The organism is Pigmentiphaga soli, assembly GCF_039541095.1.
Classification (GTDB): Bacteria; Pseudomonadota; Gammaproteobacteria; order Burkholderiales; family Burkholderiaceae_B; genus Pigmentiphaga; species Pigmentiphaga soli.
Genome location: NZ_BAABFO010000004.1, coordinates 64,611 through 88,159, shown reverse-complemented (window position 1 = coordinate 88,159; position 23,549 = coordinate 64,611). Strand labels below are relative to the sequence as shown.

Sequence of the window (23,549 nt, the reverse complement as noted above, 5' to 3'; positions counted from 1 at the left end):
TGCCGCCGCCTGTACCAGGCGTACGCGTGTTTTCTTTTCCACCCTCCATGGAGAGATCCCATGACTGCCAAGACCATGCAGGACCTATTCATTCATTCGCTGTCCGATATCTACAGCGCCGAGAAGCAATTGACCAAGGCCTTGCCGAAAATGGCCCGGGCCTCAACCAATCCCAAGCTGGCCGAAGTGTTCCAGAGCCATCTGGAAGAAACCCAGGGCCAGGTGGAACGCATCGACAAGGTGGTGGAGGCGTGCCAGCTGAAGCTCAAGCGCATGAAATGCGTGGCCATGGAAGGGCTGATCGAGGAAGGCCAGGAAATGATCGACGAGATCGAGAAGGGCCCCGTGCTGGATGCCGCGCTGATCGAGGCCGCCCAGAAGGTCGAGCACTACGAGATCGCCAGCTACGGCACGCTGCTGGCCTTCGCCCGCAACCTGGGCATGAAGGAAGCGATTCCGCTGCTGCAGGACACGCTGGCCGAGGAAAAGTCCGCCGACCAGAAACTGACCGCCCTGGCCGAAGGCGAAGCCAACCAGAAGGCGACCCAGAAGCGCGAAGCCGCTACCGCGTAAGAAACGGGGCGCGGCCCGGACTTGGGGCACGGCAGGGCCGGCTGCTTGGACTGCCGGAAAAAAGCGTGTACAATCTTGCCTCTTGACTGGGCACGCGTTCTTTTGCGCGCCGAGTTCGGGCTGTTAGCTCAGTTGGTAGAGCAGCGGACTCTTAATCCGTAGGTCGAGTGTTCGAGCCACTCACAGCCCACCAGATTCCAAGGCCGTTAGCGATGGTGATCGCTAACGGCCTTTTGGTTTCCAAGCGCTATGATGGAAGAGGCGTCAAACGCCGATCTGGAGGGGAAATGAAAGTCCAAGGGCAATGTCACTGTGGCGCGATCCGCTACGAGGCGGAAGTGCAGCCTGGTTCGATGCGGATATGCCATTGTCTCGACTGTCAGATCATGTCGGGTTCGGCGTTCCGCACGAATATCGCTGCGCCGGCCGAGACGTTTCGTTTGCTGCAAGGCGAGCCGCGCCACTATGTGAAGACCGCCGACAGCGGCGCGCGCCGGGTCACCGGTTTTTGCGGCCAGTGCGGCACGCAGCTCTACGCAACCGAACAGGATACGCCCAAGCGCTACTCGTTGCGGGTCGGCACCCTGGCGCAGCGAGACCAACTGGGCGGCCCGCAGGCGCAGATCTGGACGCGCCGCCGTGTCGGCTGGATGCCCTCGCTCGACGGCGTTGCCGAGAAGCAAGGGCAGCCCTAGCCTGTCAGGCCTGGAGCCAACGGCAAAGGCAGAGCGCCTGAGCGTTCGCCGGCTAACAGCAGAATTGCTGAAAGATCTCGCATTGGAAGTAGGGGGCGGACGCGTCGGTCGCCCCGACTCCCGCGTCCAGCACCGATCCCCAGCGCTGCTTACCTTGTAGACCTGGTAGGCGGTCGACTGGAACCGCTGATCCGGGCTGATGGACGACGCATCCTGAATTTCGGAGCCATCGGACAAGACCTTCACCCGCGCAGCGTCCTGGCCGCGGATGATGGGCCGGCTCGCTGGCGAGCGTTTCCCCCAGCGTGGCGAAGCGCTTGAGCACCAGTTCCTCTCCTTCCAGCACCGACACCGGCGTCATGTACGAATTCCGCGTTGGGCGCCGGATTACTTGAGCTGCCCGTCCCAAGCCATCGGCCCCAGCGGCGATTCCCGCGCCGCGTTGCGGTCTACCTTGCCCGTGGCGGTCAATGGCAGGTCTTCCGCGTATTCGATATAGCGCGGCACCATGGACGACGGCAAGCGGTCGCTTAGCCACGCGGCCAGCCCGGCCGGGCCGGGCAGCGAATCCGGTGCCTTGCCGACGACGAGCAGCCGTATGTCGTCCTCGCCCAGCGGCGCGGCGTGGCCGACGACGACGCAATCCTTGACGCCGGGGTGCATCCGCACTTCGCGTTCGATTTCCGACGGCGAGATGTTCTCGCCCCGCCGGCGGATCCGGTCGCGGTTGCGATCGACGAAATAGTAGTAGCCCTCGGCATCGCGGCGCATGATGTCGCCGGTGTGATACCAGAGGTTGCGCCACGCCGACAGCGTGGCCGGCGCACGGTTGAGATAGCCTTGCATCATGATGAAAGGCTGGCGGGGGCGGCAGACCAGTTCGCCGGCTTCGCCGGGCGCGACCGGCCGGTCGGCGTCGTCGACGATGGCGACCTCCCAATCGGGGTGGGCCATGCCCACCGAGCCGAAGCGGCGTTCCGGATAGGGGGTATGGATGAAGGCGCCGACCTCGGTAATGGCGAAGGCGCTCAGCATGCGCACGCCGAAGCGCCGCTCGAACGATTCGTCGTGGGGAACGTTGTACAGGGCGCGCAGGCGGTGCCGGCGGTCGAACGGCCCCGGCGGCAGCGCGTTGAGCACCGGGGTCATGGTGGGCGTGAGCAGCGCGATGGTGGCGCCGGCCTCGGCCACGGTCTGCCAGAAGCGCGATGCGCTGAACTTGGCGCCCAGGTGCACCTGGGCGCCGATCATGAAGGCGGGCAGCACGCCTTGCCGCGACGCGATCCCGTGGAACAGCGGCAGCGAAGTGTGCAGCACGTCGTCGCGCTGCAGCGCCGAAAGCCGCAGAAAGGTGCAGGCGTTGGCGAAGAAGTGCGCGTTGGGCATCAGCACGCCCTTGGGCGGGCCGCTGGACCCGGACGTGAAGAAGATGGCCTGGACCTGGTCGAACGTGGCCGGCCGCACCGGGTCGTCGCCGTCGCGTTCGAGCACGTCGTCGAATGCCAGGACCCGGACGGCGGGCGCGGCCTGCGCCGCCGGATCGACCACGATGGCAGCCTCGATGCCGGCCAGATGCCCGGCGCCCACCGACGAAAGGTGCGCCAGCTGCGCCGCGCCGACGATGACGACGCGGGGCTTGCAATCCTCGAGCGCGTTTTCGAGCAGCCGGCCCTTGAGGTCGGGGTTGACCAGCGCCATCGTCGCGCCGCGCAGATGCAGCGCGAACCAGGCAATGACGAATTCGGGGCAGTTGGGCAGGATGATGGGCACCACGCTGCCGGGGCCGACGCCGAGCCGCGCCAGGCCGCGCGCGAAGGCGAGCGACAATTCGCCGATTTCGCCGTAGGTGAAGCTGCGGTCGCCCATGGTCAGGAAGCGCCGGTGGGCGTCGCGCCGCACGCGTTCGGCGAACAGCGGCGCGAACACCCTCTGGTCCACGCTCAGCGTGCGCACGCGGGCGTCGAAATCCTGCTGCTTCGCCATCACGGTTCCAGGACGATGCGGCCGTTCACGTCGCCGGCTTCCATCCGCGCATGCGCGGCCGCGGCCTGGGCCAGCGGCAGCCGGTCGTCGATGACTGCGCGCACCCGGCCGCGCGACAGCAGATCGAGCGCGGTCGCCAGGTGCTCCATGCCGGGCGCATAGGACGACAGGATCTGCAGCCGCCGCAGCAGCACGATGGCGGGGCGCAGGTCGATCGATCCGCTGCCGACCTCGCCCACGGTCGCGACGCGGCCGTACAGCGCCATGCTGCGCAGCACGGTCTTCAGCGTGGCGACCCCGACGATATCGATACCGACGTCCGCGCCGCGGCCGCCCGTCAGCGCGATCACGCGGCCGCTCCAGTCTTCTCCGTGCCCGCTCACGATGACTTCGTCGGCGCCCAGTTCCCTGAGCAAGGCCGCCTTGGACTCGCTGGACGCGACGGCGATGACGAATGCGCCGGCGAGCCGCGCCAGCTGCACCCCATGTACGCCGAGCCCGCCGCTGGCGCCGGTGATCAGCACCGATTCGCCCATCGTGACGCGGGCGACGTCGCGCACCGCGCGCACCATGGTCCCGATGGCCGCCGCCGCCATGCAGGCGGCGGCGAATTCGACGTTGTCGGGCACCGGCCACACGCTGTCGGCGCCCAGCAGCACGTATTCGGCATAGCCGCCGTTGACGTCCTGCCCGATGAAATACGCGCTGGCGCAGGATTCCGAACGGCCGGTGCGGCAATACATGCACAGGCCGCAATGGCCGCGGCGCGGCAGGCTGGCCAGCCGGTCGCCGAGCCGCACGCCGCGCACGTTGGCACCGATACCGGCGACCGTGCCGGCGATTTCGGTGCCGAGCACCAGCGGAAACGACAGGTCGTCGCGGGCATCGCCGGCCGCGCCCCGGTAGCCGGCGGACCGCTTGCGGATGGTGCCATTGCGGATCAGCAGATCCTTGCGATCGATGCCGCAGGCGCCGACCTTCAACAAAATGTCGTCGGGCCCGGGCCGCGGAATCGGAAGACGCCCTGGGCGCAGCACGTCGGGGCCGCCGAATCCGGACATCAGCACTGCCTGCATCGTATCGTTCATCGGGAGGTTCGCACCTGTTTCAAAGAGGCTCCGAAGGCAGCGCTCATTGCTGCATGAGCTGTCGGAACGCGGGGTTGGCCAGATATTCGTGCCAGGAACGGTCGCGCGCCTCCAGCATTTCCTGGTAGGGCCCGGGCGCGACGTAGTCGACGCTGGTGTAGAGCTTCTGCATCAGGTTGACGAACTCGGGCGCCTTCATCGACTCGGCCAGCGCGTCGGACACCTGCTTGACGATGGCCGGCGGCACGCCCTTGGGGCCGACGAGGCCGTAGCTTTCGCCGTCGACATAGTCGATGCCGGCTTCGCGATAGGTCGGCACGTCGGGCAGGAATTCGGACCGCTTGGCCGAGCTGACGGCGATGGCGCGCAGCTTGCCCGCCTGCAGATAAGGCATCACCAGGCCCGGAATGGCGAAGCCGGCGTCGACCGTGCCGGCCAGGATGGCCTGGATCACGTCGGCCATGCCCTTGTAGGGAACGTGCGTGAAGCGGAAATCGCCGAACACCTGCGGCCCCACGCCGAAGGTGTGGCTGGCGGTCCCCACGCCGGCGCTGCCGAAATTGATCTTGCCGGGATGCTTGCGCGCGTAGGCCACGATCTCGGCCATGGTGCGATAGGGCGCGTCGGCGCGCACCACCAGCACGCCAGGCAGCGACGACACGTTGCCGATGGCGACGAAGTCCCGCAGCTTGTAGGGCACGTCGGCGCGCAGGGCCGGCAGCAGGGTCAGGCCCGCCGCGCCGGTGAAGAACAGCGTGTAGCCGTCGGGCGGCGCGTGCCGCACGATGTTGGCGCCGACGATGCCGCCGCCGCCCGGCGAGTTCTCGACCACGATGGGCTGGCCGTTCAGGCGCTTGCTCATCAGCGGCCCCAGCGTGCGGATCTGGGTATCCGACGCGCCCGGCGAAAAGGGAACGATGATGCGGATGGCACGGGTGGGGAAGGAGGAAGCCCCCTGCGCGGCGGCGCCGTGCGACGCCAGGCATGCGATGCCGGCGACGACGCCGGCCAGTGTCTTTCTGATTGTCATGGTGTCTCTCGTTATCGTGGGTGCCGTTGTGGCCGGCACTTTGCATCGTTCATAGGTCGAACGCGGGTTCCTCCAGTCCGGAGACGCCCGCATCGACGGCCAGCAGCCTGCCGGCCAGCGCCTGTTCCTGGCGCTGGGCTTCGGTCAGGCCGAATGTCATGGACGTGATGAAGAGGGTGCGCAGCCCCTCGCCGCCGAAGGCGATGCTGGTCGGCTTGGAAACCGGCAGCGCCAGCGCCCGTTCGATACGGCCCGCGGGGTCCAGGCGCAGGATCTGTCCGGCGCCGACCTCGGCGACCCACAGGAAACCCTGGCTGTCCATCGCGCAGCCGTCCGGCCGTCCGGCCCGGCCTTCGAAGTCCATGAAGACGCGGCGGCCTAAGATCGCGCCCGCGTCCGCGTCGAAGTCGTAGGCGTAGATGCGTCCGGGCCGCGAATCGCAGAAATACAGGGTGCGGTTGTCGGGACTCCAGGCGATGCCGTTGGACATCATGAAGCCGCGGTCCATCGCGCGCGCGGGCTGTCCGGGCGCCACGCGGTAGAGCACCCCGATGGGCGCCTTCAGGGCGCGGTCGAAGGAACCTATCCATAGCCTTCCCGCGCGATCCACCGCGCTGTCGTTGAAGCGTTCCTGGCCGAAATCGACCCCGTCCAGCGGCACCGGGTCGATGCGCCCCGAGGCCGGATCCATCACGGCCAGGCCGCGCTGGAATCCGATGACCAGCCCGCCCCGCGCGCGCCGGGCCACGCTGGAGGCGCGCTGCGGCAGGCGCCAGACGTCGGTCGTGCCGCCGTTCGGCCGGTAGCGCATGAGGGTCTTGGCGGCCGGCCCAGAATCGATCCAGTACAGCGCCTGCTCGCTCGCGGACCACAGCGGCCCCTCGCCGATTTCGTTGACGACCTCGGATACGCCGGCGACGCCGGCCTGCGTGGGCCGGGTCATGGCGCGGCGCCTCCGGCTTCGCGATCCCAGGCGGCGGCCGACAGGCCTGCCTGGATCAGCCTGACCTTTTCGACCTTGTCGGTCTGCGTGCGCGGCAGGCTGGGCAGGAATTCGACATAGCGCGGCACCATCGACCGCGGCAGCCGCTCGGCCAGCCAGTCGGCCAGCTGCGCCGCGGTCAGGCTGGCATCGGCCGCCTTGACCGCGACCAGCCGCACGTCGTCCTCGCCGTCGCGGGCGGGGTGCGGCAGGGCCGCGCATTCCATGACGTCCGGATGCGCGCCCGCCGCCTGTTCGATGTCGTAGGAGGAAATGTTCTCGCCGCGGCGGCGGATGCGTTCCTTGGCGCGGTCGACGAAGTAGAAATAGCCGTCTTCGTCCTGGCGCATGATGTCGCCGGTGTGCAGCCACAGATTGCGGAACGCCGCCACGGTGGCCTCGGGCCGGTTCAGATAGCCCTGCATCATGATGTAGGGCAGCCTGGGCCGGACCACCAGCTGTCCCGGCTGGCCGGCGGGCACCGGCAGGTCCTTGTCGTCGACCAGTTGCGCCTGCCAATCCTCGTGCACCCGCCCCATCGAGCCGGGGCGCCGCTCGGGCCAGCGGGTGTAGATGACCAGGCCGGTTTCCGACATGGAAAAGGCCTCCACCAGCCTGACGCCGAACCGTTCCTCGAACGCCGCATCGGCGCGCGTGTTGAATAGCGCGCGCAGGCGATGGGCGCGGTCGTGCGGTCCGGGCGGCCGCTCGAACAGGATGCGCGAGGTGCCCGGCGTGATCTGCGCGACCGTGGCGCCGCATTGCGCCGCCTGCTCCCAGAACCGCGACGCGCTGAAGCGCGCGCCGACGTGCACCTGCGCGCCCGCCAGCAGCGACGGCAACACGGCCAGCCGCGCGGCGAAGGCATGGAACAGCGGATATGGGGTGTACACCACGTCATCGCGCGTCAGGCCCACCGCGCGCACGAAGCCGCTGGCGGTCGAGAACTGGTGCGCGTTGAGCGTCTGCACGCCCTTGGCCGGCCCGGTCGTGCCCGAGGTATAGAACACCGTCTGCACGTCGCGGAAGTCGGTTTCCCGTTCCGGGTCCGGTCCGTCGGCCAGCGGCAGATCGCGGTAGTCCAGGTATTCCTTCGGCCCGGCGGGCAGCGCCAGGCCCTCCAGGCCGCCCCATACCGCGACCCAGTCGAGCTGGCCGCGGACTTCTTCCGACAGGGTGCCGATGGCGTCGACCAGCGCGCGGTCGATGATCAGCCCGCGCGCGCCGGAGTCCTTGAACGGCAGGTCCAGCATCGGGCCGCGCAGGGCGGTATTGAGCGGGACATTGGCGGCGCCGAGCAGCGCGCAGGCGAACCAGGCGAAAACGAACTCGCTGCAATTGGGCAGCATCATGGCCAGATACTGCTGGCGCTCCAGGCCGCGCCGCGCCAGCCCGCGCGCCAGGGCCCGCGCCTGCCGGTCGGTTTCCCGGAAGGTGTAGGTGCGGCCGCCGATGGTCAGAAAGGGGCGGTCCGCGTCGGTGCGGGCGCGCATGCTCAGGACCGGGCCGATGCGCCGCTGCTCCAGAGGGATGTCCGCCGGGTCGAAGCCGGGTATCGATGCGTCTTCGGACGGCCGTGCGCAGGCGATCATGCAGCATCCCCTTCGCGCGGCCCCGGCACCGGCCGGAACTTGACCAGGGACACCGTTTCGGTCACGTCGTCGAAGCTGACCTCCACAGGCATGCCGATGCGGATGTCGCGCCGGTCGATGCCGACGATGTTGGTGATCAGCCGCGGGCCTTCCTCCAGTTCCACCAGCGCGACGTTGTAGGGCAGGTCGTTCTCGAATTCGGGAAAGTACTTGCGATGGAAGGTGCAATGGGACCAGACATGGCCGCGGCCGCTCAGCCGCGGCCAGCGCACGTCGCGGCTGCCGCAGCGCGGGCACCAGCGTTCGAACTGCACGCGGATGAATCCGCACGAACCGCATTGCGGCAGGCGCAGTTCGTGGGCCTTGGCGGCTGCCCAGAACGGCCGGTTCAGGTCGTCGATGAGCGGCAGGGGCTTGGTGTAGGCGGCGGGGGCATTCATACCGGTTCGCTCCCATAGATGACCGACGTCGTGACGGGACCCGGCGCGATGTACTGGATGAGCCGGGCGCCGGCCACCTGGCGTTCGCCGCAGCCGCCGCGTATTTGCCGCACCGCCTCGGCGTTCAGGTTCCAGCCCTGCATATAGCTTTCCGAAAGATGTCCGCCGCTGGTGTTGGTGGGCAGCGCGCCGCCCAGTTCCAGCCGGCCGTCCTGGACGAAGGCGCCGCCTTCCCCGACGCCGCAGAAGCCGAAGCCTTCCAGCCCGAACAGCACGGTGGCGGTGAAGTTGTCGTAGATCATCAGCGCGTCGAGATCGTCGCGGTCGACGTCCGCCATCGCATAGACCTTGCGCGCGACGCTTTGCATCGGCGCGCGGTTGAAGTCGTCGGAGACCAGTCCCTCGGCCAGGCTGGATGCCTGCGCCACCCCGCGGACGTAGACCGGCGGATGGCGCAGGTCGCGGGCCAGGCCGCTGCGGGTCAGGATCATCGCGACGCCGCCGTCGTTGATCTGGCAATAATCGAGCAGCCGGAACGGTTCGCAGATGAAGCGCGACGCCTGGTGGTCGGCCACCGTGATGGGCGTGCGCATGACGGCGCCCGGATTCAGCGCCGCATGCTTGCGAAATGCCACCGACACTGCGGCGAGCTGTTCGGTGGTGGTGCCGTACTGCATCGCATGGCGCGCGAACATCAGCGCATTGACGGCGCCGGGCGAGGTCATGCCGTACGGAAACCACATCTGCTCGGCGGCGGTGTCGTAGCGGTCGGCCGCGCCGCCGTATTTCGCGCCGGCCGAGCGGCCGTCGTTGCCGTAGACCAGGGCGATGGTTTCCGCCTGCCCGGTCATCAGGGCCTGCACGGCGATCTGGATCGAGACGCCGCACATCCTGCCGTTGGACGGCTGCACCGACACGAAATCGGGATTGATGCCCGTCATTTCGCACAGCTTCTGGTAATTGCCCACGCGGTGCATGACCAGGCCGTCGATGGCGGCCGCGGTCAGGCCCGCGTCGGCCAGCGCTTCGTGGAACGCCCAGGCGCCCAGCGCGGTGGAGTCATAGTCGGGCAGGCGTCCGTAAGGGGTATTGCCGACGCCGATCACGGCGATGCGGGTATCGATGATCCGTCTCCTTGGCCACGTTGCGAACTCCATCTTAGGGGCGCCGGTGGAATCCAAGAAGTTCATTCTCTTCATGTTCAAAATCGATCTGGTGCATGTCGAGGGCGAGCGGGAGGCGCGCCTGGACGGCTCCCGCCGCGCGCGGCCGGCACCGCCGTTCTAGATGTCCCGGCTGACGTCGGCGATCAGTTCGCGCAGCCACTGCTGCGCCGGATCGCGATGGGTGCGCGCCAGCCACAGCATCGACAGTTTCAGCTCCGGCAGCGCGAAGGGAGGAGGGAAGATGCGTATCGGCAGCGAATCGGCAAAGCGCCGCGCGATGCGGCTTTGCACCGTCAGGATGAGGTCGGAATGCGCGGCGATGTCGGTGGCCGAGAAATAACGGGGAATCGCCATCACGATATTGCGGCGCAGGTGCAGCTTGGCGAGGGCCAGGTCGGGGACGCCTGTGAAGGTGGCGCTGGGCGATACCTGGATGTGCCCTGCCGCCAGATAGCGGTCCAGGGTCAGGGGCTCGCCGGTTTGTAGCAGGCCGGCCCGCGTCACGCACGCGTAGTCCTCGCTGAACAGCAGGCGCTTGTGCGCCTGCGCGGGCGGCTTGCGGATGAAGCCGATCACCATGTCCACGCGGCCTTCGGTCAGGTCTTCCTGGTATTTGTCGAGCGTGATCGGCCGCACCAGGATGCGCACGCCCGGGGCGGTCCGCCGCACGCGTTCGACCAGCGGCAGCCAGAGCGTCAGCTCCACGTAGTCGATGGTGCCCACGTAGAAGGTATGGGTAGTGGTGGCGGGATCGAAGGGCCCGTTGGCGAACACCGATTCGACGTCGCGCAAGGTGCGCGCCACCTGGTCGCGCAGTTGTTCGGCGCGCGGCGTGGGCTGCATGCCGCGCGGTCCGCGCACCAGGATGGGGTCGCCGAACATTTCGCGCAGCCGCGCGAGCGCGTGGCTCATGGCCGATTGGCTCAAATGCAGCGCCTGCGCGGCGCGCGTCACGCTTTCTTCCTTGAGCAGCGTATCGAGCGCGACGAGCAGGTTCAGATCACGATTGCGCAGGTGCACGATGATTCGACGCGGGCAGCCCACGGCGGGCGGCCCAGTCTAAACCATCTACCGGCGATCCGCCCGGAACAGCCGGAGCACCGGCCGGATGTCGTCCTCCTCCTGGAGTTCCCAGAGCCTGGCCAGGATTTCCGCAATGTCGGCCTCGGCCAGCACCGGCGAAGCGAGCTGCCTGAACTTGGCTTGCACCTCGGCATCGGAAAGCGGGCTCTTGGTATGGCCCTTGAAGTAGCGTGTTTCCGCTACCCTTTTTTCTCCGGACTTGAGGGTCGCTTCGATCCGGCATGGCCATTCCTGCGGATACAGCGCATTGAACGAGGCGTTTTCCCGGACCGTGGTCTTTTCGATGAGCGCCTTGAGCCGCGGGTCGGCGAGCCGGTCGGGGCCGAAGCTCGCCTCCGTCACGTCGCCGTCGGCGAGCGCCACAGCGACCAGGTAGGGGATGCTGTTGCCGGCGGTTTCGTGGGTGGCCGGACGCCACAATGGCGAGCGCGGATCCTCGAAGCGCCTGGCGACCCAATAGGACTCGATGACGATGGCGTCGATGTCCGCCACGCTGATGCTGTCGCGCAGCTGCAGCGCGGCGGTGATCGGGCTCTGGGCATGGGCGACCGCGGGGTAGCGCTTGAGGTTCGTCTGCGAAATGCGGTAGGGCGTCCCGTCGCCGCCGAACGGCGCCCATTCGAACCGCAGGCCGAGGTTGTTCCAGAGCCCCCACTTGCCTTCGATCGGCGCGTCCGGGCCGGTGATGCCGGCGCGCGCCGCTTCCGCGGCGAACACGGCGTTGCGGGCCGCGTTGGCGCCGGCGCTGTTCTTCCACATCGAAAGCGCGCCGGTGCGCGTTTGTTCCAGGGCCACGTTGGGCACCACGGCAAGCGCGATGGTGTTTTGCAGCTGGTCGACGCCCAGCCCCATCAGCTTCGCGCTGCCGAGCGCGCTGCCCACCAGGCAGTAGAAGGTGTTGTCGAGGCCCTGCTCGCGCGCGATCGCGTCGGCGAAATTGCAGCTCGCCTCGTAGGACAGGACCGTCGCGGTCAGCAGCGCGCTGCCGCTGGCGCCCAGCGCGTCGGCGGTCGCCAGGATGCCCGACAGGGCATCGCTCGGGTGGCAGGTCGACTGCGACATGTATACGTCGTTGAAGTCGAGCGCGTGCACCATCGTGCCGTTGGCGAACGCCGCCATCTGCGGCGTGGTCGGCGTCTGCGAGCCCAGCACTCTGGCCGCCGGCGTGCCGGTGCTGGCGGCCGCCATGGCGCGGGTGATCCGGCACAGCTCGGTGTCGTACCCGCCCATGGCGCAGCCCAATGCGTCGATCAGCTTGGATTTGGCGCTGTGCAGGACGTCCTGGGGAATGTCCTCGAGGCGCAGCTCGTGCGCGTAAGCGGCGAGGGTTTCGGTGCTCCGGTCCATGAGGGTGCTCCTTTCGTCCGTGTGCCTCAGTGCGTGGCGCTACCCTTGATCATGGTGCGGTACATCAGCCGCTTCTCGTTCTCGGCGTAGTCGGCGGTCGCGGCGTGCAGCGTCGCGCGGTCGTCCCAGATGACGAAATCGCCGGTGCGCCATGCATGGCTGTATTGCAGCGCCGGATTCTGCGTGCTGTGCTCGTACAGCCGCTTCAGCAGCGCCTCGCTTTCCGCCGGGTCCATGCCGACGATGTAGTCGGTCATGGCTTCGTGCACGAAAAGGGCCTTCCTGCCCGTTTCCTCGTTGGTCCGGACCACGGGATGCTGCACCGGCGGCGTGTTCCTGAGCTGCTCGTCGGTAAGGGAAGGGACTTTGCGGCCCGGCCGCTGCTTGCCGTAGTAGTGCACCGCCACCAGTCCGTCGATCTTCCTCTTGGTCGCCTCGTCCAGCGTCTCGTAGGCCCTGCACATGTTCACGTAGCGGGTATTGCCGCCCTTGCCGGGAATGGCGACGGCATACACCACCGTGGCCTTGGGAGGCTCGGCGATGAAGGTTTCGTCGGTATGGAACAGGGTGCCGCGGATGATCCGCTTGCCGTCCTTCACGTCGCGGTCTTCGCTGGTGATGACGCCGCCTTCGGGATGCTTGTCGGAGCGATACGACTCCAGATGCTGGACCTTCGGCACGCCGAAGTTGCGCGCGCCGTCGAGGAATGCCCCCATGTCGTCGAAGCGCTGGCCGCGCACGCACAGGACGAGGTGTTCGAGCAGGGCCTGGTTGAGCGCCGCGCGGTCGCTCGCGGTCAGGTTGTTCAGGTCGACGCCGGTCACTTCGGCGCCCATTACATCACTCAGCGGGGAAATCTTCATTGCGCTTTCCTGGAAAATTGCGGCCTGGCATTGACGATCATGGTCCCGGGCAGGCTGCAATCGCCGGAACCATTGCGTGCATGCGTACATATCAGTCCATCTTTGCGCCGGAGTCGCGCACCACCTTCTGCCACTTTGCGATGTCCTGCTTCAGGTAGGCGGCGAATTCCTCGGGTGTGGTGCTGACCGGTTCGGCCCCCAGCACCGCCCATTGCTGGATCACCGCCGGCAGGGCCACGATCCGCGCCACCTCGGCGTGCAGCTTCCGGACGATGGCCGCCGGCGTGTTCGCCGGGGCGAGCAGGCCATACCACAGCGACACCTCGAAATTGGGCAGGCCGGCCTCGGCGACGGTAGGCAGTTCGGGCGCCGCCGCCGTCCGTTTCGCGCCGGTGGTCGCCAGCGCGCGCAGCTTGCCCGCCTTGGCCTGCGGCAGCGCGATCGGCGACCCCGGAAACATCACCTCGATCTGGCCGCCCATCAGGTCGGTGACCGCCGAGGTGATCGTGCTGTACGGAACGTGGGCCATCTTCACGCCCGCGAGCGTGTTGAACATCTCTCCGGCCAGGTGCGGCGGGCTGCCATTGCCGGGCGAGCCGAAATGCAGCTTGCCGGGTTGCGCCTTGGCGAGCGCGATGAGCTCCTGCACCGACCTGGCAGGCACGCCCGGGTTCACCACCAGGACGAGCGGAGACGTGGCGAACAGGCTGACCGGCGCGAAATCCTTGAGCGAATCGAACGGAATGTCCTGGTAAAGGCTCGGGTTGATCGTCAGGTTGTTGACCGTCAGCAGCAGGGTGTAGCCGTCGGCGGGAGACTTGGCGACCGCGGCGGTGCCGATATTCGTGTTCGCGCCGGGCCGGTTCTCGACCACCACCGGCTGCCCCCATTTCTCGGTCAGGTGCTGGGCGATCGTCCGGGCCAGGACGTCGGTCGGGCCGCCGGCCGCCAGGGGAACGATGATGCGGATGGGCTTGCCGGGATACGTATCGGCTCGCGCGCCGGCGGTACAGCCCAGCAGCGCCATGGCGCACAGCAACAGATGAAGAATGCGAACGCTCATCACAAACCTCCTCGTGTCTTGCGCGTCCGCCATCTCTTGTTCCGAAAGCCGCTGCCGCGGCAAGGCGCAATGGGTAGACGCTTTGTATTGGCGCGCTGTCTGCAGGCGCCCGTCATTCGGATGACGGCTGCAGTCTAGGTGCCGGTATGGAGGAGGGTCAAACGACCTTTCGCGATGGTTCCATGACGTCCCGCAATACTGGGCGGGGCTTACTGATGGCGCGTGGCGAAGGGGATTTCCGAGGGAATGGGCGTCATTTCGTCCGCCGGGGTTTCGCGGAATCTGTCGATTTCCTCGCGCGTCAGGTGGGGCGCGAACAATGACAGGAAGCGATAGACGAACTTCCGCAGATAGTCGCCGCGCCGCAGGTAGACGTTCACGATGCCGTGTTCGAAAAGATGCCCCGCGTCGCGGGTCCGCAGCGTGGTGTCGGCGGCTTCGTCGTAGGCGATCTGCGGCAGGATGGCGACGCCCATCCCCATCGCCACGTAGGTCTTGCAGATTTCCGGATCGATGGCCTGGAGCGCGATGGTCGGGTGCAGTCCGATTTCTTCGAATACCTGCCTGACGACGCGCCGGCTGCGAAAGGTATCGTCGTAGGTGATGAGGGGGTATTGCGCGATGTCTTTCAGCTCCAGCTTTTCGGTGGACAGCAGCGGATGGCCGATCGGCGTGACGAGATAGCGGCTGAGCTTGTAGGCGGGGATGCTGACGAGCCCGTCCACGCTGTCGGGCGCCAGGCTGATCGCGAGATCGGCGGCCCCCGCGCTGACCAGACGGCAGCATTCGGTGGGGGTGCCGGCGCGCAGCTGCAGCGAGACGTCCGGGTGCTGCCTGGCGAACTCCCTCACGAAGGCCGGCAGCGTGTGGCGCGCATGAAGGTGCGTCGTGGCGACGATGAAGCTGCCGACGCTCTTGCCGCTGAAGTCGGCCGCCGCCGCCTGCATCTTCTCCGCATCCCTGACGATGCGCTCTGCTATCGGGATCAGCGTGAGGCCCGCGTCGGAAAGGCCGGTCACGCGGTTGCGCTGGCGCACGAAGATGGTGACGCCGAGCTCCTGTTCGAGTTCCAGGATCTGTTTGCTTACGCCCGATTGGGAGGTGTGCAGCGCCTGTGCGGCGGCCGAGATGTGCAGGCCATGCTTGAGTACTTCACAGAGCGCGCGAAGTTGACGTATGTTCATTGCCCGCCACTGGCTTTCCGGGTCCGATACGCTCGAACGCCGCTGCGGCCAGCGTCCAGAACGCCGGCAGGAAGCATTCTGCCACCAGCAGCGGCTGTCCGCCGCGCCAGAACACCGAGCGGCGCGCCCACGGCCCGCCCGGCGGCGCCTCCGGCAGCACCCGGCGCACCACCGCGTACAGCGCGATGGCCGGCCGTATCCGCACGCACGCGAACGCCGAGCGGCGCACGCTGCGGTCGTGGTAGAGCATGTCGGCCAACGGCCGGGTACGCAGCCGCCGCATGCCCTTCCATACGCCGTGCGAGGCCGGCAGCGGCGCCAGGCTGCGCGCCGCCACGCAGTCCACCCCGTCAACCGACATGACTATCTCGCGCAGCCAGACCGGCGTGCCGGGCGCAAGGCCCATGGCTTGCGCCTCGTCGACGGGTACGCCTCCGGCGTGCTCGCGCAGCACGCGCAGTCGCACCGGGCCCAGGCCGCGCAGGCCGGCGGTGAGCGCGCCCGGGCGCAACAGCCAGGTCTTGTAGAGGCTCGGGAGGGAGGGAGGCAGCGTGGCTTGCCAGCCACGGCTGCTGGTTGGGCAAAAAATCGTCATGGGCCGCCAATTATGCCAAGCCCCTCATCGACACGCGCAGACCCCTCTGGGTTCCTTACGAGGAGACGGCCCGGTTCGGCCGCTAAAGGCGGGATCCTGGACGCGGGCCCGGCATTGTTCAGTGACCCATAATGGGATATTGTTCTAATTATGAAACACCGCAATGACTCTTTCTTTGGCATTTTCATCCACGTCCTCCAAGAACCATGACGCGCAAATTCCTGTTCACCTCCCTTCTCTGCGTCGTCCTCGGCGCAGGCTCGCTTGCCCACGCGCAGGAGTATCCGAGCAAGCCGGTCAAGCTTGTCGTTCCCTTTACCGCTGGCGGCGGGGTGGATGCGCTAGGTCGTGCGCTGGGCGAGAAACTCGCGTCAAAACTGGGCCAGCCTGTCATCGTCGATAACCGGCCTGGCGCCAGCGGCAACATCGCCGCGGAGTACGCTTACAGGGCTGCGCCCGACGGCTACACGCTTTTTCTTGCGGGCGAAGGCCCCTTGGCCGTCAACAAGATGCTGACGGCCCATCTCAACTTCGACCCCGACAAATTCGAGCCCGTCTCTCTGCTCACGCAGACCCCGATGATGATCGTCGTGAATCCCAAGGTGCCTGTCCGGACACTGCAGGAGTTGATTGCATACGGGAAGGCGAACCCCGGCAAGCTGAGTTTCAGCTCCGCCGGGCAGGGCGGGCCGTCGCATCTGGCCGCGGAGCTCTTTCAGGCGGCAACCGGCGCGCGCTTCCTGCACGTTCCGTACAAGGGAATCGCGCCGGCCTTCAACGACGTGCTCGCTGGACACGTCGATATGATGTTCGGGTTCGAGGCGTCCGTGGGCCCCTACATGCACCAGGACGATAAGGTCCGCGTGCTTGCCGTCACGGGCACGAAACGCCATCCCGCGTTGCCGGACGTGCCGACGGTGTCCGAGATATTGCCTGGATTTTCCGCGGTGAGCTGGACCGCCCTGGTGGCGCCGCCCGGCACGCCCGCCTCCGTGATCCAGAAACTGTCGGCGGCAACGATCGAGGCCATGCATACGCCTGAGATCGTCAGCCGGATGCGTGAGCAGGGCTACGATGTGGTGGGGACCGACATCGCTGGCGCAAGGGCATATATCAGGCAGGCCACCGAGCGCTCGCAACAGGCAGTGCGGACCGCCGGGATTACGCCCGAGTAGTCCCGGCGCGGCCGGCTCCGCGAACGTCCTCGGCCGTGACATATTCCATAATTGATAAATTAACTATTTTTGGTATAAGAATAAAGCGGCGCCGGCACGAAGATGATCACACGGGACGAGGATGAATACCACTGGCTCAGCGAGATGAACAAGGCAGCCAATGTGGTGCTGCTGGAGAACCGGATCATCGACGCGGCCACGGCGCGCAGGAATGCCGATGCCATCGTCAGGCTCGACGCCGAGATGCGGAAGCCCGGCGCGGACCGGACCGGCAATTATCAGCAGATCGAGCCCAGGCTGATCGACATCGGCGGCGTGGAGGTATCGACCCTTCATTGCGGGCGCAGCCGCGTCGATATCGTCGCGACGAGCCGCCGCTTGCTGCTGCGGCCGCAGATTCTGTGCGCGATGGAGAGGCTGAACGCCGCGCGGCAGGCCTTGCTTCGGTTCGGCGAGAAGCACAAGCGTGCCCTGGTTCCCGCGTATACGCAGGGCAGGCAGTCTGCCGGCGTGCCGGTCGGCCACTACATCACGGCCTATACGGCGGCGCTCGAGGTCGAATTCGACAATCTCCGTCAAGCCTACGACATCGTCAACCAGTCGCCGCTCGGCGCCGGCGCCGTCGCGACTTCCAGCTTTCCGCTCGACCGGCACCGCCTTTCAGACCTCCTGGGCTTTTCACGGCCGATCGAGAACTCGCTGTTCGCCAACGAACTCTCGGTCATCAGCGCCGGAGCGCGGGTGGTGAGCGCGACGACGTCGGGGGCGCTCATCATCGGAGCGCTGGCTTCCGACATCGAGCAGCAGTATGCGCGCACGGTGCCCTGGTTTACCGTCAGCGAAGGGCCAGGCTTGACCGGTACCAGTTCCAGCATGCCCCACAAGGTCAATCCCACCATCGTCAACGACATCCGGCAACAGGCCAGCGTTCTGGTCGGGACGGGCATGACCTACACGGTGCGTTCCCATAACGTGCCACACGGAATGCCGGATTCCAAGCGCGGCGAGCCGAACGTGGCCATCGGCCAATACGCCAAGATGATGGACGATGTCGCCCGTCTCTTCGGTAACCTGAACTTCGATGAGAGCGTCGCGCGGCAAGAGGTGGAGACCGAGTACTCAGCGACGCCCGAACTCGCCGACACTTTGCAACGCATGCACAAAGTGCCTTTCCGCGTCGGACACCACTTCGCGTCGGCAATCGTGGAGTACGGCAGGGCGCACGGCCTGCCTCCGGCAAGGTTCCCGTACGCCGTTGCCAGGACCCTCTACGCAAACATCGCGGGACAGGCCGGCATCGCGCCGAACGAGCTGCCGCTCGACGAAGTGCAATTCGAGCAGGCGATCTCGTCCACCAACATGGTGGCAAGCGCGCTCGGCCTGGGCGGTCCGCAACCGGCGGAGGTCGACCGGATGATCGCCGCCGGCGGCGATCGCACCGCTTCCGATGCGCGATGGATCGCGCATCAACGCGCCCGCCTGGCAGAGGCATCGCAGCTGCTGCGAGATGCCTTCCAGGCAACCCTGGAGACGGGGCCCGTCTGACATCCCGCCAAGGCGGCAGGAATCCATGACAGCACAAACCAATTCAGTTCTCGAGTCCAGGAGCAAGGCGGGGCGACCACCCGTGACGGACATCCTCGCGAAATGGATCGCCGGCCTGGAGTACTCGCAGGTCCGCGGGAACGTCGCTGAATCCGCCAAGCGGGCCATCGCCGATACCATCGGCGTGGCGCTTGCCGCCCGCGATGACGAAGCCGTCCGCTGCATTCTTGAAGCAGTCGGGGACGAAAGCGGCCCGTGCAGCGTCTGGGGCACTTCAGTTCTGACCACCGCGCGCAACGCAGCGCTCGCCAATGGCGCCATGGCGCATGCGCTCGATTTCGACGACAACAATCGCGCCATGTACGGCCATCCCTCGGTGCCCGTGCTGCCCGCCGTTTTCGCGCTGGCCGACGAAGCGGGCGCCGCGGGCGCGGACATCGTCCTGGCCTATATCGCCGGAGTCGAAGTCGAATGCAGGCTCGGCCGGGCATTGACGTTCGAGCACAGCAGCCGCGGCTGGCACACCACGCTTACCCTGGGCACCGTGGGCGCTGCCGCCGCCGCCGCGAAATTGCTGCGCCTGAGCGGCCAGCACACCCGCAACGCGCTCGCGATCTCGGTGTCCATGGCCGGCGGCGTACGCCAGAACTTCGGAACGATGGCAAAGCCGCTGCACGCAGGGCTCGCGGCGCAGAACGGCGTCCTCGCGGCGAAGCTGGCCAGCAAGGGGCTCGTCGCCAGCCCGAAAGCGATCGAGGGCCACGAAGGCTTTTTCGATGTGTTCACCGCGCCGGTAGCGCTCGACTGCGAAAAGGCAATCGGCGGACTCGGGACCAGCTTCGAGCTGCTGCGGAACATTCCGAAGATCCATGCCTCCTGCGCGGCGGTGCACACCGCGGTGGACATCCTGCTGGAAGGACTGCGCCAGGGCGGAATCCAGAAGGGCGACATCGAAAGGGTGAAGTGCGGCGTCAGCTATCATGCGCTCAACCAGATGCGGTACGGCGCGCCCGGGAATGTCGTCGAGGCGCGTTTCAGCATCCCGTACTGCGTTGCGGCAGCCCTCGTCTTCGGAAAGCTGGGCGCCCGTCAGTTCACTGACGACGCATTGGGGGCCCCGGAGGTGCGTGACCTGATGGCAAAGATCGACGTTTCGATTCTTCCGGAATTCAGCACGCAGGAGCTGTTCCAGAAGGCCCATGACACCGGGACGGCCTACACGGAGGTCGAGGTGACGCACGGGTCCGGGAGGGTTTTCAGGATGCGTCGGAATCACCAGAAGGGCTACCCCGACTCGCCTCTTTCGGAGGCGGACTTTCACGCGAAGTTCATCGATTGCGTGTCGGCCGGGTTCACACTGCAGTCCGCCGAGCGGACCTGGAGCGGCCTGATGCAGATCGACCAGGAGCCGGTCGTGAATCCGGCTGCCGTCCTGTCGAAAGAGGCGCTGGCCGCGGCCTGACGAAGCAGCGGAGCCCGGACCGCGTGGCGGACGACTAAGCCGCGTCGGTTTCGCCCGGCAGAGTCACCACGCCCTGCGCCTGCAAGTCCCGCAACTGCTCGTCCGACAGCCGCAACAGGCTTTGCAGGACTTCCCGCGTGCCCTCGCCCAGCGTGGGCGGCGCGCTGCGCACAGGCACCCGCCGGCCGTCCAGGCGATACGGCGGCGCCAGCACGTAAGTCTTGCCGGCCACCGGGTGCGGCAGCTCGCGCACCAGTCCGCTGCGCCGGCTGCGCTCGCTGGTCAGCGCCTCGTACAGGCCGGATACGCGCCCGCAGGGAATGCCGCAAGCCGTCAGGCGTTCGAGCAGCACGTCGCGCGTCAGGGTCCTGAACAGCTCGGTCATCGTGGACAGCAGCGCCAGGCGGTTGCGGGTGCGCTCCAGGTTGGAGCAATAGCGCGGGTCCTCGACGATGTCGGGGCGCATCAGCACGTGGCGGCACAGTTTTTCGAACTGGGCGTTGTTGCCCACGGTGACGATGAAGGGGCCGTCGGCCGCCTCGAACATGCCGTAGGGCACGATCGACGGATGGGCGTTGCCGTAGCGCACCGGGTCGTGGCCCAGCTGCATGGCTTCCAGCCCGTAATAGCCGGTGATCGAAATGCCGCAATCGTACAGCGCCATCTCGATCAGGCGGCCGCGGCCCGTGCGCTCGCGGCGGAACAGCGCGGCCAGCACGGCCTGGGCGGCGTACATGCCGGTCATCATGTCGACCACGGCCACGCCGAATTTCAGCGGCGGCTGGCCGGCCTCGCCGTTCATGGCCATCAGCCCGGCCTCGCCCTGGACCACGAGGTCGTAGCCCGGACGGGCGGCCTCGGGGCCGGAGCTGTCGTAGCCGGACACCGAGCAATAGATGATGTCGGGCCTGATCGCCTTCAGGCATTCGTAGCCCACGCCCAGCTTTTCGGCGCCGCCGTGCTTGAAGTTGTGAATCACCACGTCGAACTGCGGCAGCAATTCGTGGATCAGGCGCGCGCCCTCCGGCGACTGGAGATTGACCGTGATGGAGCGCTTGTTGCGGTTCATGACCGAGTAGTAGGTGGTCTCGGTCCGCCCGATGCGCGTGCCCCAGTCGCGCGTGTCGTCGCCGCGCCCCGGGTGTTCGACCTTGACGACTTCGGCGCCGAAGTCGGCCAGCACCTGGCCGCACAAGGGGCCGGCGAACACGCGGGAAAGGTCCAGCACCCGCACGCCTTCCAGCGGGAGGTCCATGCCGTCGTCGCCGGCGGCCGTGGCTGCGGCGTTCATCGTGCCTGGCTCCCGGGCGCGAGCCGTCCCTCGGCACCGGCCTCGTCCTGGCGGCCCAGCGCGATGAAGCGGGCCAGGTGGTGGTCTTCGTCGCCGAACTGATGGTCGATCATCACGAGGCGCTTGGCGTAGTGGGCCAGCGGCAGTTCCCAGGTCATGCCTATGCCGCCGTGCAGCTGGATGCTTTCCTGCGCGACCAGCGTGCCGGCGCGGCCGGTGGTGTACTTGGCGGCCGACAGGGCGCGCTCGCGCGCGACGCGGTCCTCGCCGTCGATGGCGGCGGCGGCGTTGATGACGGCCGAACGGGCCTGCTCGATTTCCAGCAGCATGTCGGCCATGCGGTGCTGCAATGCCTGGAAGCTGCCGATGGGCACGCCGAACTGCTTGCGGGTGCGCAGGTATTCCAGCGTGTAGTCCCGGGCCACGTCCATGGCGCCCACGGCCTCGGCGCACAAGGCCAGCACGGCGTAGCCGGCGATGCGTTCCAGGATGTCCGCGCCCGCGCCTTCCGTGCCCAGCAGGGCATCGGCGCCGACGTTCACGCCGGTGAAGCGCAGTTCGGCGGCGCGGCCACCCTCGAAACGGTTGTAGCCTCGCCTGGCGATGCCGGCGGCGTCGCCGGGCACCAGGAACAGGCTGATGCCGGCGGCTTCGCCGGCCGTGCCCGAGCTGCGGGCCGACACCAGCAGCAGGTCGGCCTGTTCGCCGAAGCCGACCACGCCCTTGGCGCCGTCGATCGTCCAGCCGTCGCCATTCCGGCTGGCGGCGGCCGCGACGCTGGCCAGTTCGTAGTGGCTGCCGGGCTCGTCGTGCGCCAGGGCGGCAACGCATTGGCCGGCCATGATGTCTTCCAGCCTGGCCTTCTGGCGGGCGCTGCCGGCCCGGACCAGGGCCTGTCCGACCGCCAGCGCGCCCAGCAGCGGTTCGGCCACCAGGCCGCGGCCCAGGCATTCGAATACCACGCCGATGTCGAAGCCTTTGCCGCCGAGGCCGCCTTCTTCTTCCGGGAACAGGGCGCCGATCGCGCCCAGTTCGGCGAACCGCGCGTACAGCGCGGGGCTGTGGCCCTCGGGACCGTAGGCGATCTCGTTGCGCGTGCCGATGCCGTACCGTTCGGCGATGAATCGGTTCAGGGTGTCCGCCAGCATGCGGCGGTCTTCGGTGTGTTCGAAGTTCATGGTGCCTTTTCCCGCTTCACAGGCCCAGGATCATCTTGGCGATGATGTTCTTCTGGATTTCGTTGGAGCCGCCGAAGATCGACAGTTTGCGATGGTTGAAATAGGCAGCCGCGGCCGTCGCGGCCTCCTCGGGGCCCACCGGTTCGCCGGCCTGGCCGCCATGCAAGGCTTCTTCGATGAAGGGCGCCGCGTAGGGCCCCATGGCGCGCCGCGTCAGCGACAGGATCTCCTGGCGGATCTCTGTGCCCTTGATCTTGAGCATGGAGCTTTCCGCGCCCGGCGCGCCGCCGCCGGCCACGGCGGCGATCACGCGCAGGTTGGTGGTTTTCATGTTTTCGAGGTCGATCTCGACGCGCGCCATGCGGGCCGCGAACAGCGGGTCGTGCGACAGCGGCCGGCCATTGCGCCGCACGCGCCCGGCCACGGCCTTGAGCCTTTCCAGCGCGGCCACCGAGAAACCCACGCCGGCGATATTGGTGCGCTCGTAGGTCAGCAGGTACTTGGCGCAGGTCCAACCTTTGTTCTCTTCGCCCACCAGATTCGCGACGGGCACTTTCACCTCGGTGAAGAACACTTCGTTGACTTCGTGTTCGCCGTCCAGCGTGATGATGGGACGCACCTCGACGCCGGGCGTCTTCATGTCGACCAGCAGGAAGCTGATGCCCTGCTGCGGCTTGGCCTGCCTGTCGGTGCGCACCAGGCAGAAGATCATGTTGGCGTAGTGGCCCAGCGTGGTCCAGGTCTTCTGGCCATTGACGACGTAGTGGTCGCCCTGGCGCACCGCCGTGGTCTTGACCGAAGCCAGGTCCGAGCCGGCGCCGGGCTCGGAATAGCCCTGGCACCACCAGTCGTCGCCGTTCAGGATGCGCGGCAGCCAATAGTCCTTCTGCGCCTGGCTGCCGTACTTGATGAGCACCGGGCCCAGCATGTTGACGCCGAACGGCACGATGCGCGGCGCGCCCGCCAGCGCGCACTCGTGCTCGAAGATGAATTTCTGCACGGCGGTCCACCCCGGGCCGCCGTATTCCCTGGGCCAGTGATTGGCCAGCCAGCCGCGCCGGTTCAGCGTGGCGTGCCAGCCTTCCAGATCGTGCTTCGAAAGGCGCAGGTTGTTCCTGACCTTGTGCGCCAGCGCGGGCGGCAGCTCGGCCTCCAGGAAGGCTCTGACCTCTTCGCGGAAGGCCAGTTCTGCGGGCGTGAATTGCAGGTCCATC

Annotated in this window: 21 protein-coding genes and 1 tRNA gene; 6 read left to right on the top strand and 16 right to left on the bottom strand. The window is 67.3% G+C overall.

Annotation, left to right across the window (positions count from 1 at the left end):
* Positions 1–60: 60 nt before the first annotated feature.
* The 3 genes from ABD927_RS05340 (at position 61) to ABD927_RS05330 (ending at position 1,268) form a co-directional block, all read left to right on the top strand.
* A complete protein-coding gene (locus tag ABD927_RS05340) occupies positions 61–573 on the top strand; it encodes a YciE/YciF ferroxidase family protein (RefSeq protein ID WP_345247087.1) in 513 nt (170 codons plus the stop codon).
* 117 nt (positions 574–690) lie between these two features.
* Positions 691–766, top strand: a tRNA-Lys gene (locus tag ABD927_RS05335).
* Positions 767–860: 94 nt separating this feature from the next.
* Positions 861–1,268 carry a GFA family protein gene (locus ABD927_RS05330; protein WP_345247085.1) on the top strand — a complete coding sequence of 136 codons (408 nt, stop codon included), beginning with the start codon at positions 861–863 and terminating at the stop codon, positions 1,266–1,268.
* 387 nt (positions 1,269–1,655) lie between these two features.
* Here the strand turns inward: ABD927_RS05330 and ABD927_RS05325 are convergent, their stop codons facing one another.
* The 13 genes from ABD927_RS05325 to ABD927_RS05265 form a co-directional block, all read right to left on the bottom strand.
* Positions 1,656–3,251, bottom strand: coding sequence for an AMP-binding protein (locus ABD927_RS05325; RefSeq protein WP_345247083.1), 1,596 nt, complete (start codon positions 3,249–3,251; stop codon positions 1,656–1,658).
* Entirely contained in the window at positions 3,251–4,339 is a 1,089-nt protein-coding gene (locus ABD927_RS05320; protein WP_345247081.1) for a zinc-binding dehydrogenase, read from the bottom strand. Before ABD927_RS05320 ends, ABD927_RS05325 begins: the two co-directional genes overlap by 1 nt.
* 43 nt (positions 4,340–4,382) lie before the next feature.
* Positions 4,383–5,369 (bottom strand): Bug family tripartite tricarboxylate transporter substrate binding protein, encoded by a 987-nt coding sequence (locus ABD927_RS05315; protein WP_345247079.1) that lies wholly within the window; start codon positions 5,367–5,369, stop codon positions 4,383–4,385.
* A 49-nt stretch (positions 5,370–5,418) separates the two neighbouring features.
* The gene (locus ABD927_RS05310) at positions 5,419–6,312 is read right to left on the bottom strand and encodes an SMP-30/gluconolactonase/LRE family protein (RefSeq protein WP_345247077.1); all 894 of its coding nucleotides are present in this window, start codon (positions 6,310–6,312) and stop codon (positions 5,419–5,421) included.
* Positions 6,309–7,943, bottom strand: coding sequence for an AMP-binding protein (locus ABD927_RS05305; protein WP_345247075.1), 1,635 nt, complete (start codon positions 7,941–7,943; stop codon positions 6,309–6,311). The genes ABD927_RS05310 and ABD927_RS05305 overlap by 4 nt, the downstream gene beginning before the upstream one ends.
* Positions 7,940–8,383: a Zn-ribbon domain-containing OB-fold protein gene (locus ABD927_RS05300; protein ID WP_345247073.1), complete on the bottom strand. Its 444-nt coding sequence runs from the start codon at positions 8,381–8,383 to the stop codon at positions 7,940–7,942. The genes ABD927_RS05305 and ABD927_RS05300 overlap by 4 nt, the downstream gene beginning before the upstream one ends.
* Positions 8,380–9,573: a thiolase family protein gene (locus tag ABD927_RS05295; protein ID WP_345247070.1), complete on the bottom strand. Its 1,194-nt coding sequence runs from the start codon at positions 9,571–9,573 to the stop codon at positions 8,380–8,382. The genes ABD927_RS05300 and ABD927_RS05295 overlap by 4 nt, the downstream gene beginning before the upstream one ends.
* Before the next feature lie 93 nt (positions 9,574–9,666).
* Entirely contained in the window at positions 9,667–10,569 is a 903-nt protein-coding gene (locus tag ABD927_RS05290) for a LysR family transcriptional regulator (RefSeq protein WP_345247068.1), read from the bottom strand.
* A 48-nt stretch (positions 10,570–10,617) separates the two neighbouring features.
* Positions 10,618–11,979, bottom strand: a complete 1,362-nt coding sequence (locus ABD927_RS05285; protein ID WP_345247066.1) for an MmgE/PrpD family protein — start codon at positions 11,977–11,979, stop codon at positions 10,618–10,620.
* A 26-nt stretch (positions 11,980–12,005) separates the two neighbouring features.
* Positions 12,006–12,842: a TauD/TfdA dioxygenase family protein gene (locus tag ABD927_RS05280; RefSeq protein ID WP_345247064.1), complete on the bottom strand. Its 837-nt coding sequence runs from the start codon at positions 12,840–12,842 to the stop codon at positions 12,006–12,008.
* Positions 12,843–12,933: 91 nt separating this feature from the next.
* Positions 12,934–13,905, bottom strand: a complete 972-nt coding sequence (locus tag ABD927_RS05275) for a tripartite tricarboxylate transporter substrate binding protein (RefSeq protein WP_345247062.1) — start codon at positions 13,903–13,905, stop codon at positions 12,934–12,936.
* A 209-nt stretch (positions 13,906–14,114) separates the two neighbouring features.
* A complete protein-coding gene (locus ABD927_RS05270) occupies positions 14,115–15,089 on the bottom strand; it encodes a LysR substrate-binding domain-containing protein (RefSeq protein ID WP_345247060.1) in 975 nt (324 codons plus the stop codon).
* Complete coding sequence (locus ABD927_RS05265) at positions 15,058–15,684, bottom strand: chorismate--pyruvate lyase family protein (RefSeq protein WP_345247059.1); 627 nt, start codon at positions 15,682–15,684, stop codon at positions 15,058–15,060. Before ABD927_RS05265 ends, ABD927_RS05270 begins: the two co-directional genes overlap by 32 nt.
* A gap of 206 nt (positions 15,685–15,890) precedes the next feature.
* Between ABD927_RS05265 and ABD927_RS05260 the strand changes: the two genes are divergently transcribed.
* From ABD927_RS05260 to ABD927_RS05250, 3 genes are all read left to right on the top strand, one after another.
* Positions 15,891–16,859 carry a Bug family tripartite tricarboxylate transporter substrate binding protein gene (locus ABD927_RS05260; RefSeq protein ID WP_345247057.1) on the top strand — a complete coding sequence of 323 codons (969 nt, stop codon included), beginning with the start codon at positions 15,891–15,893 and terminating at the stop codon, positions 16,857–16,859.
* Positions 16,860–16,961: 102 nt separating this feature from the next.
* Complete coding sequence (locus ABD927_RS05255) at positions 16,962–18,404, top strand: lyase family protein (RefSeq protein ID WP_345247055.1); 1,443 nt, start codon at positions 16,962–16,964, stop codon at positions 18,402–18,404.
* An 82-nt stretch (positions 18,405–18,486) separates the two neighbouring features.
* Positions 18,487–19,866 (top strand): MmgE/PrpD family protein, encoded by a 1,380-nt coding sequence (locus ABD927_RS05250; RefSeq protein WP_345247053.1) that lies wholly within the window; start codon positions 18,487–18,489, stop codon positions 19,864–19,866.
* 34 nt (positions 19,867–19,900) lie between these two features.
* Here ABD927_RS05250 and ABD927_RS05245 read toward each other — a convergent pair whose 3' ends face one another.
* The 3 genes from ABD927_RS05245 to ABD927_RS05235 are packed head-to-tail and all read right to left on the bottom strand — an operon-like array spanning position 19,901 to position 23,548.
* Positions 19,901–21,157 (bottom strand): CaiB/BaiF CoA transferase family protein, encoded by a 1,257-nt coding sequence (locus ABD927_RS05245; protein WP_345247051.1) that lies wholly within the window; start codon positions 21,155–21,157, stop codon positions 19,901–19,903.
* Positions 21,154–22,335 (bottom strand): acyl-CoA dehydrogenase family protein, encoded by a 1,182-nt coding sequence (locus ABD927_RS05240; protein ID WP_345247049.1) that lies wholly within the window; start codon positions 22,333–22,335, stop codon positions 21,154–21,156. The genes ABD927_RS05245 and ABD927_RS05240 overlap by 4 nt, the downstream gene beginning before the upstream one ends.
* Positions 22,336–22,351: 16 nt before the next feature.
* Positions 22,352–23,548 (bottom strand): acyl-CoA dehydrogenase family protein, encoded by a 1,197-nt coding sequence (locus ABD927_RS05235; protein WP_345247047.1) that lies wholly within the window; start codon positions 23,546–23,548, stop codon positions 22,352–22,354.
* Between the last annotated feature and the right edge of the window lies 1 nt (position 23,549).

What these genes read in the sequence shown, in the direction of transcription:
- ABD927_RS05340 (WP_345247087.1), top strand. Translation starts at nt 61, where the DNA reads ATGACTGCCAAGACCATGCAGGACCTATTCATTCATTCGCTGTCCGAT.
- ABD927_RS05330 (WP_345247085.1), top strand. Translation starts at nt 861, where the DNA reads ATGAAAGTCCAAGGGCAATGTCACTGTGGCGCGATCCGCTACGAGGCG.
- ABD927_RS05325 (WP_345247083.1), bottom strand. Translation starts at nt 3,251, where the DNA reads ATGGCGAAGCAGCAGGATTTCGACGCCCGCGTGCGCACGCTGAGCGTG.
- ABD927_RS05320 (WP_345247081.1), bottom strand. Translation starts at nt 4,339, where the DNA reads ATGAACGATACGATGCAGGCAGTGCTGATGTCCGGATTCGGCGGCCCC.
- ABD927_RS05315 (WP_345247079.1), bottom strand. Translation starts at nt 5,369, where the DNA reads ATGACAATCAGAAAGACACTGGCCGGCGTCGTCGCCGGCATCGCATGC.
- ABD927_RS05310 (WP_345247077.1), bottom strand. Translation starts at nt 6,312, where the DNA reads ATGACCCGGCCCACGCAGGCCGGCGTCGCCGGCGTATCCGAGGTCGTC.
- ABD927_RS05305 (WP_345247075.1), bottom strand. Translation starts at nt 7,943, where the DNA reads ATGATCGCCTGCGCACGGCCGTCCGAAGACGCATCGATACCCGGCTTC.
- ABD927_RS05300 (WP_345247073.1), bottom strand. Translation starts at nt 8,383, where the DNA reads ATGAATGCCCCCGCCGCCTACACCAAGCCCCTGCCGCTCATCGACGAC.
- ABD927_RS05295 (WP_345247070.1), bottom strand. Translation starts at nt 9,573, where the DNA reads ATGAACTTCTTGGATTCCACCGGCGCCCCTAAGATGGAGTTCGCAACG.
- ABD927_RS05285 (WP_345247066.1), bottom strand. Translation starts at nt 11,979, where the DNA reads ATGGACCGGAGCACCGAAACCCTCGCCGCTTACGCGCACGAGCTGCGC.
- ABD927_RS05280 (WP_345247064.1), bottom strand. Translation starts at nt 12,842, where the DNA reads ATGAAGATTTCCCCGCTGAGTGATGTAATGGGCGCCGAAGTGACCGGC.
- ABD927_RS05275 (WP_345247062.1), bottom strand. Translation starts at nt 13,905, where the DNA reads ATGAGCGTTCGCATTCTTCATCTGTTGCTGTGCGCCATGGCGCTGCTG.
- ABD927_RS05270 (WP_345247060.1), bottom strand. Translation starts at nt 15,089, where the DNA reads ATGAACATACGTCAACTTCGCGCGCTCTGTGAAGTACTCAAGCATGGC.
- ABD927_RS05265 (WP_345247059.1), bottom strand. Translation starts at nt 15,684, where the DNA reads ATGACGATTTTTTGCCCAACCAGCAGCCGTGGCTGGCAAGCCACGCTG.
- ABD927_RS05260 (WP_345247057.1), top strand. Translation starts at nt 15,891, where the DNA reads ATGACGCGCAAATTCCTGTTCACCTCCCTTCTCTGCGTCGTCCTCGGC.
- ABD927_RS05255 (WP_345247055.1), top strand. Translation starts at nt 16,962, where the DNA reads ATGATCACACGGGACGAGGATGAATACCACTGGCTCAGCGAGATGAAC.
- ABD927_RS05245 (WP_345247051.1), bottom strand. Translation starts at nt 21,157, where the DNA reads ATGAACGCCGCAGCCACGGCCGCCGGCGACGACGGCATGGACCTCCCG.
- ABD927_RS05240 (WP_345247049.1), bottom strand. Translation starts at nt 22,335, where the DNA reads ATGAACTTCGAACACACCGAAGACCGCCGCATGCTGGCGGACACCCTG.
- ABD927_RS05235 (WP_345247047.1), bottom strand. Translation starts at nt 23,548, where the DNA reads ATGGACCTGCAATTCACGCCCGCAGAACTGGCCTTCCGCGAAGAGGTC.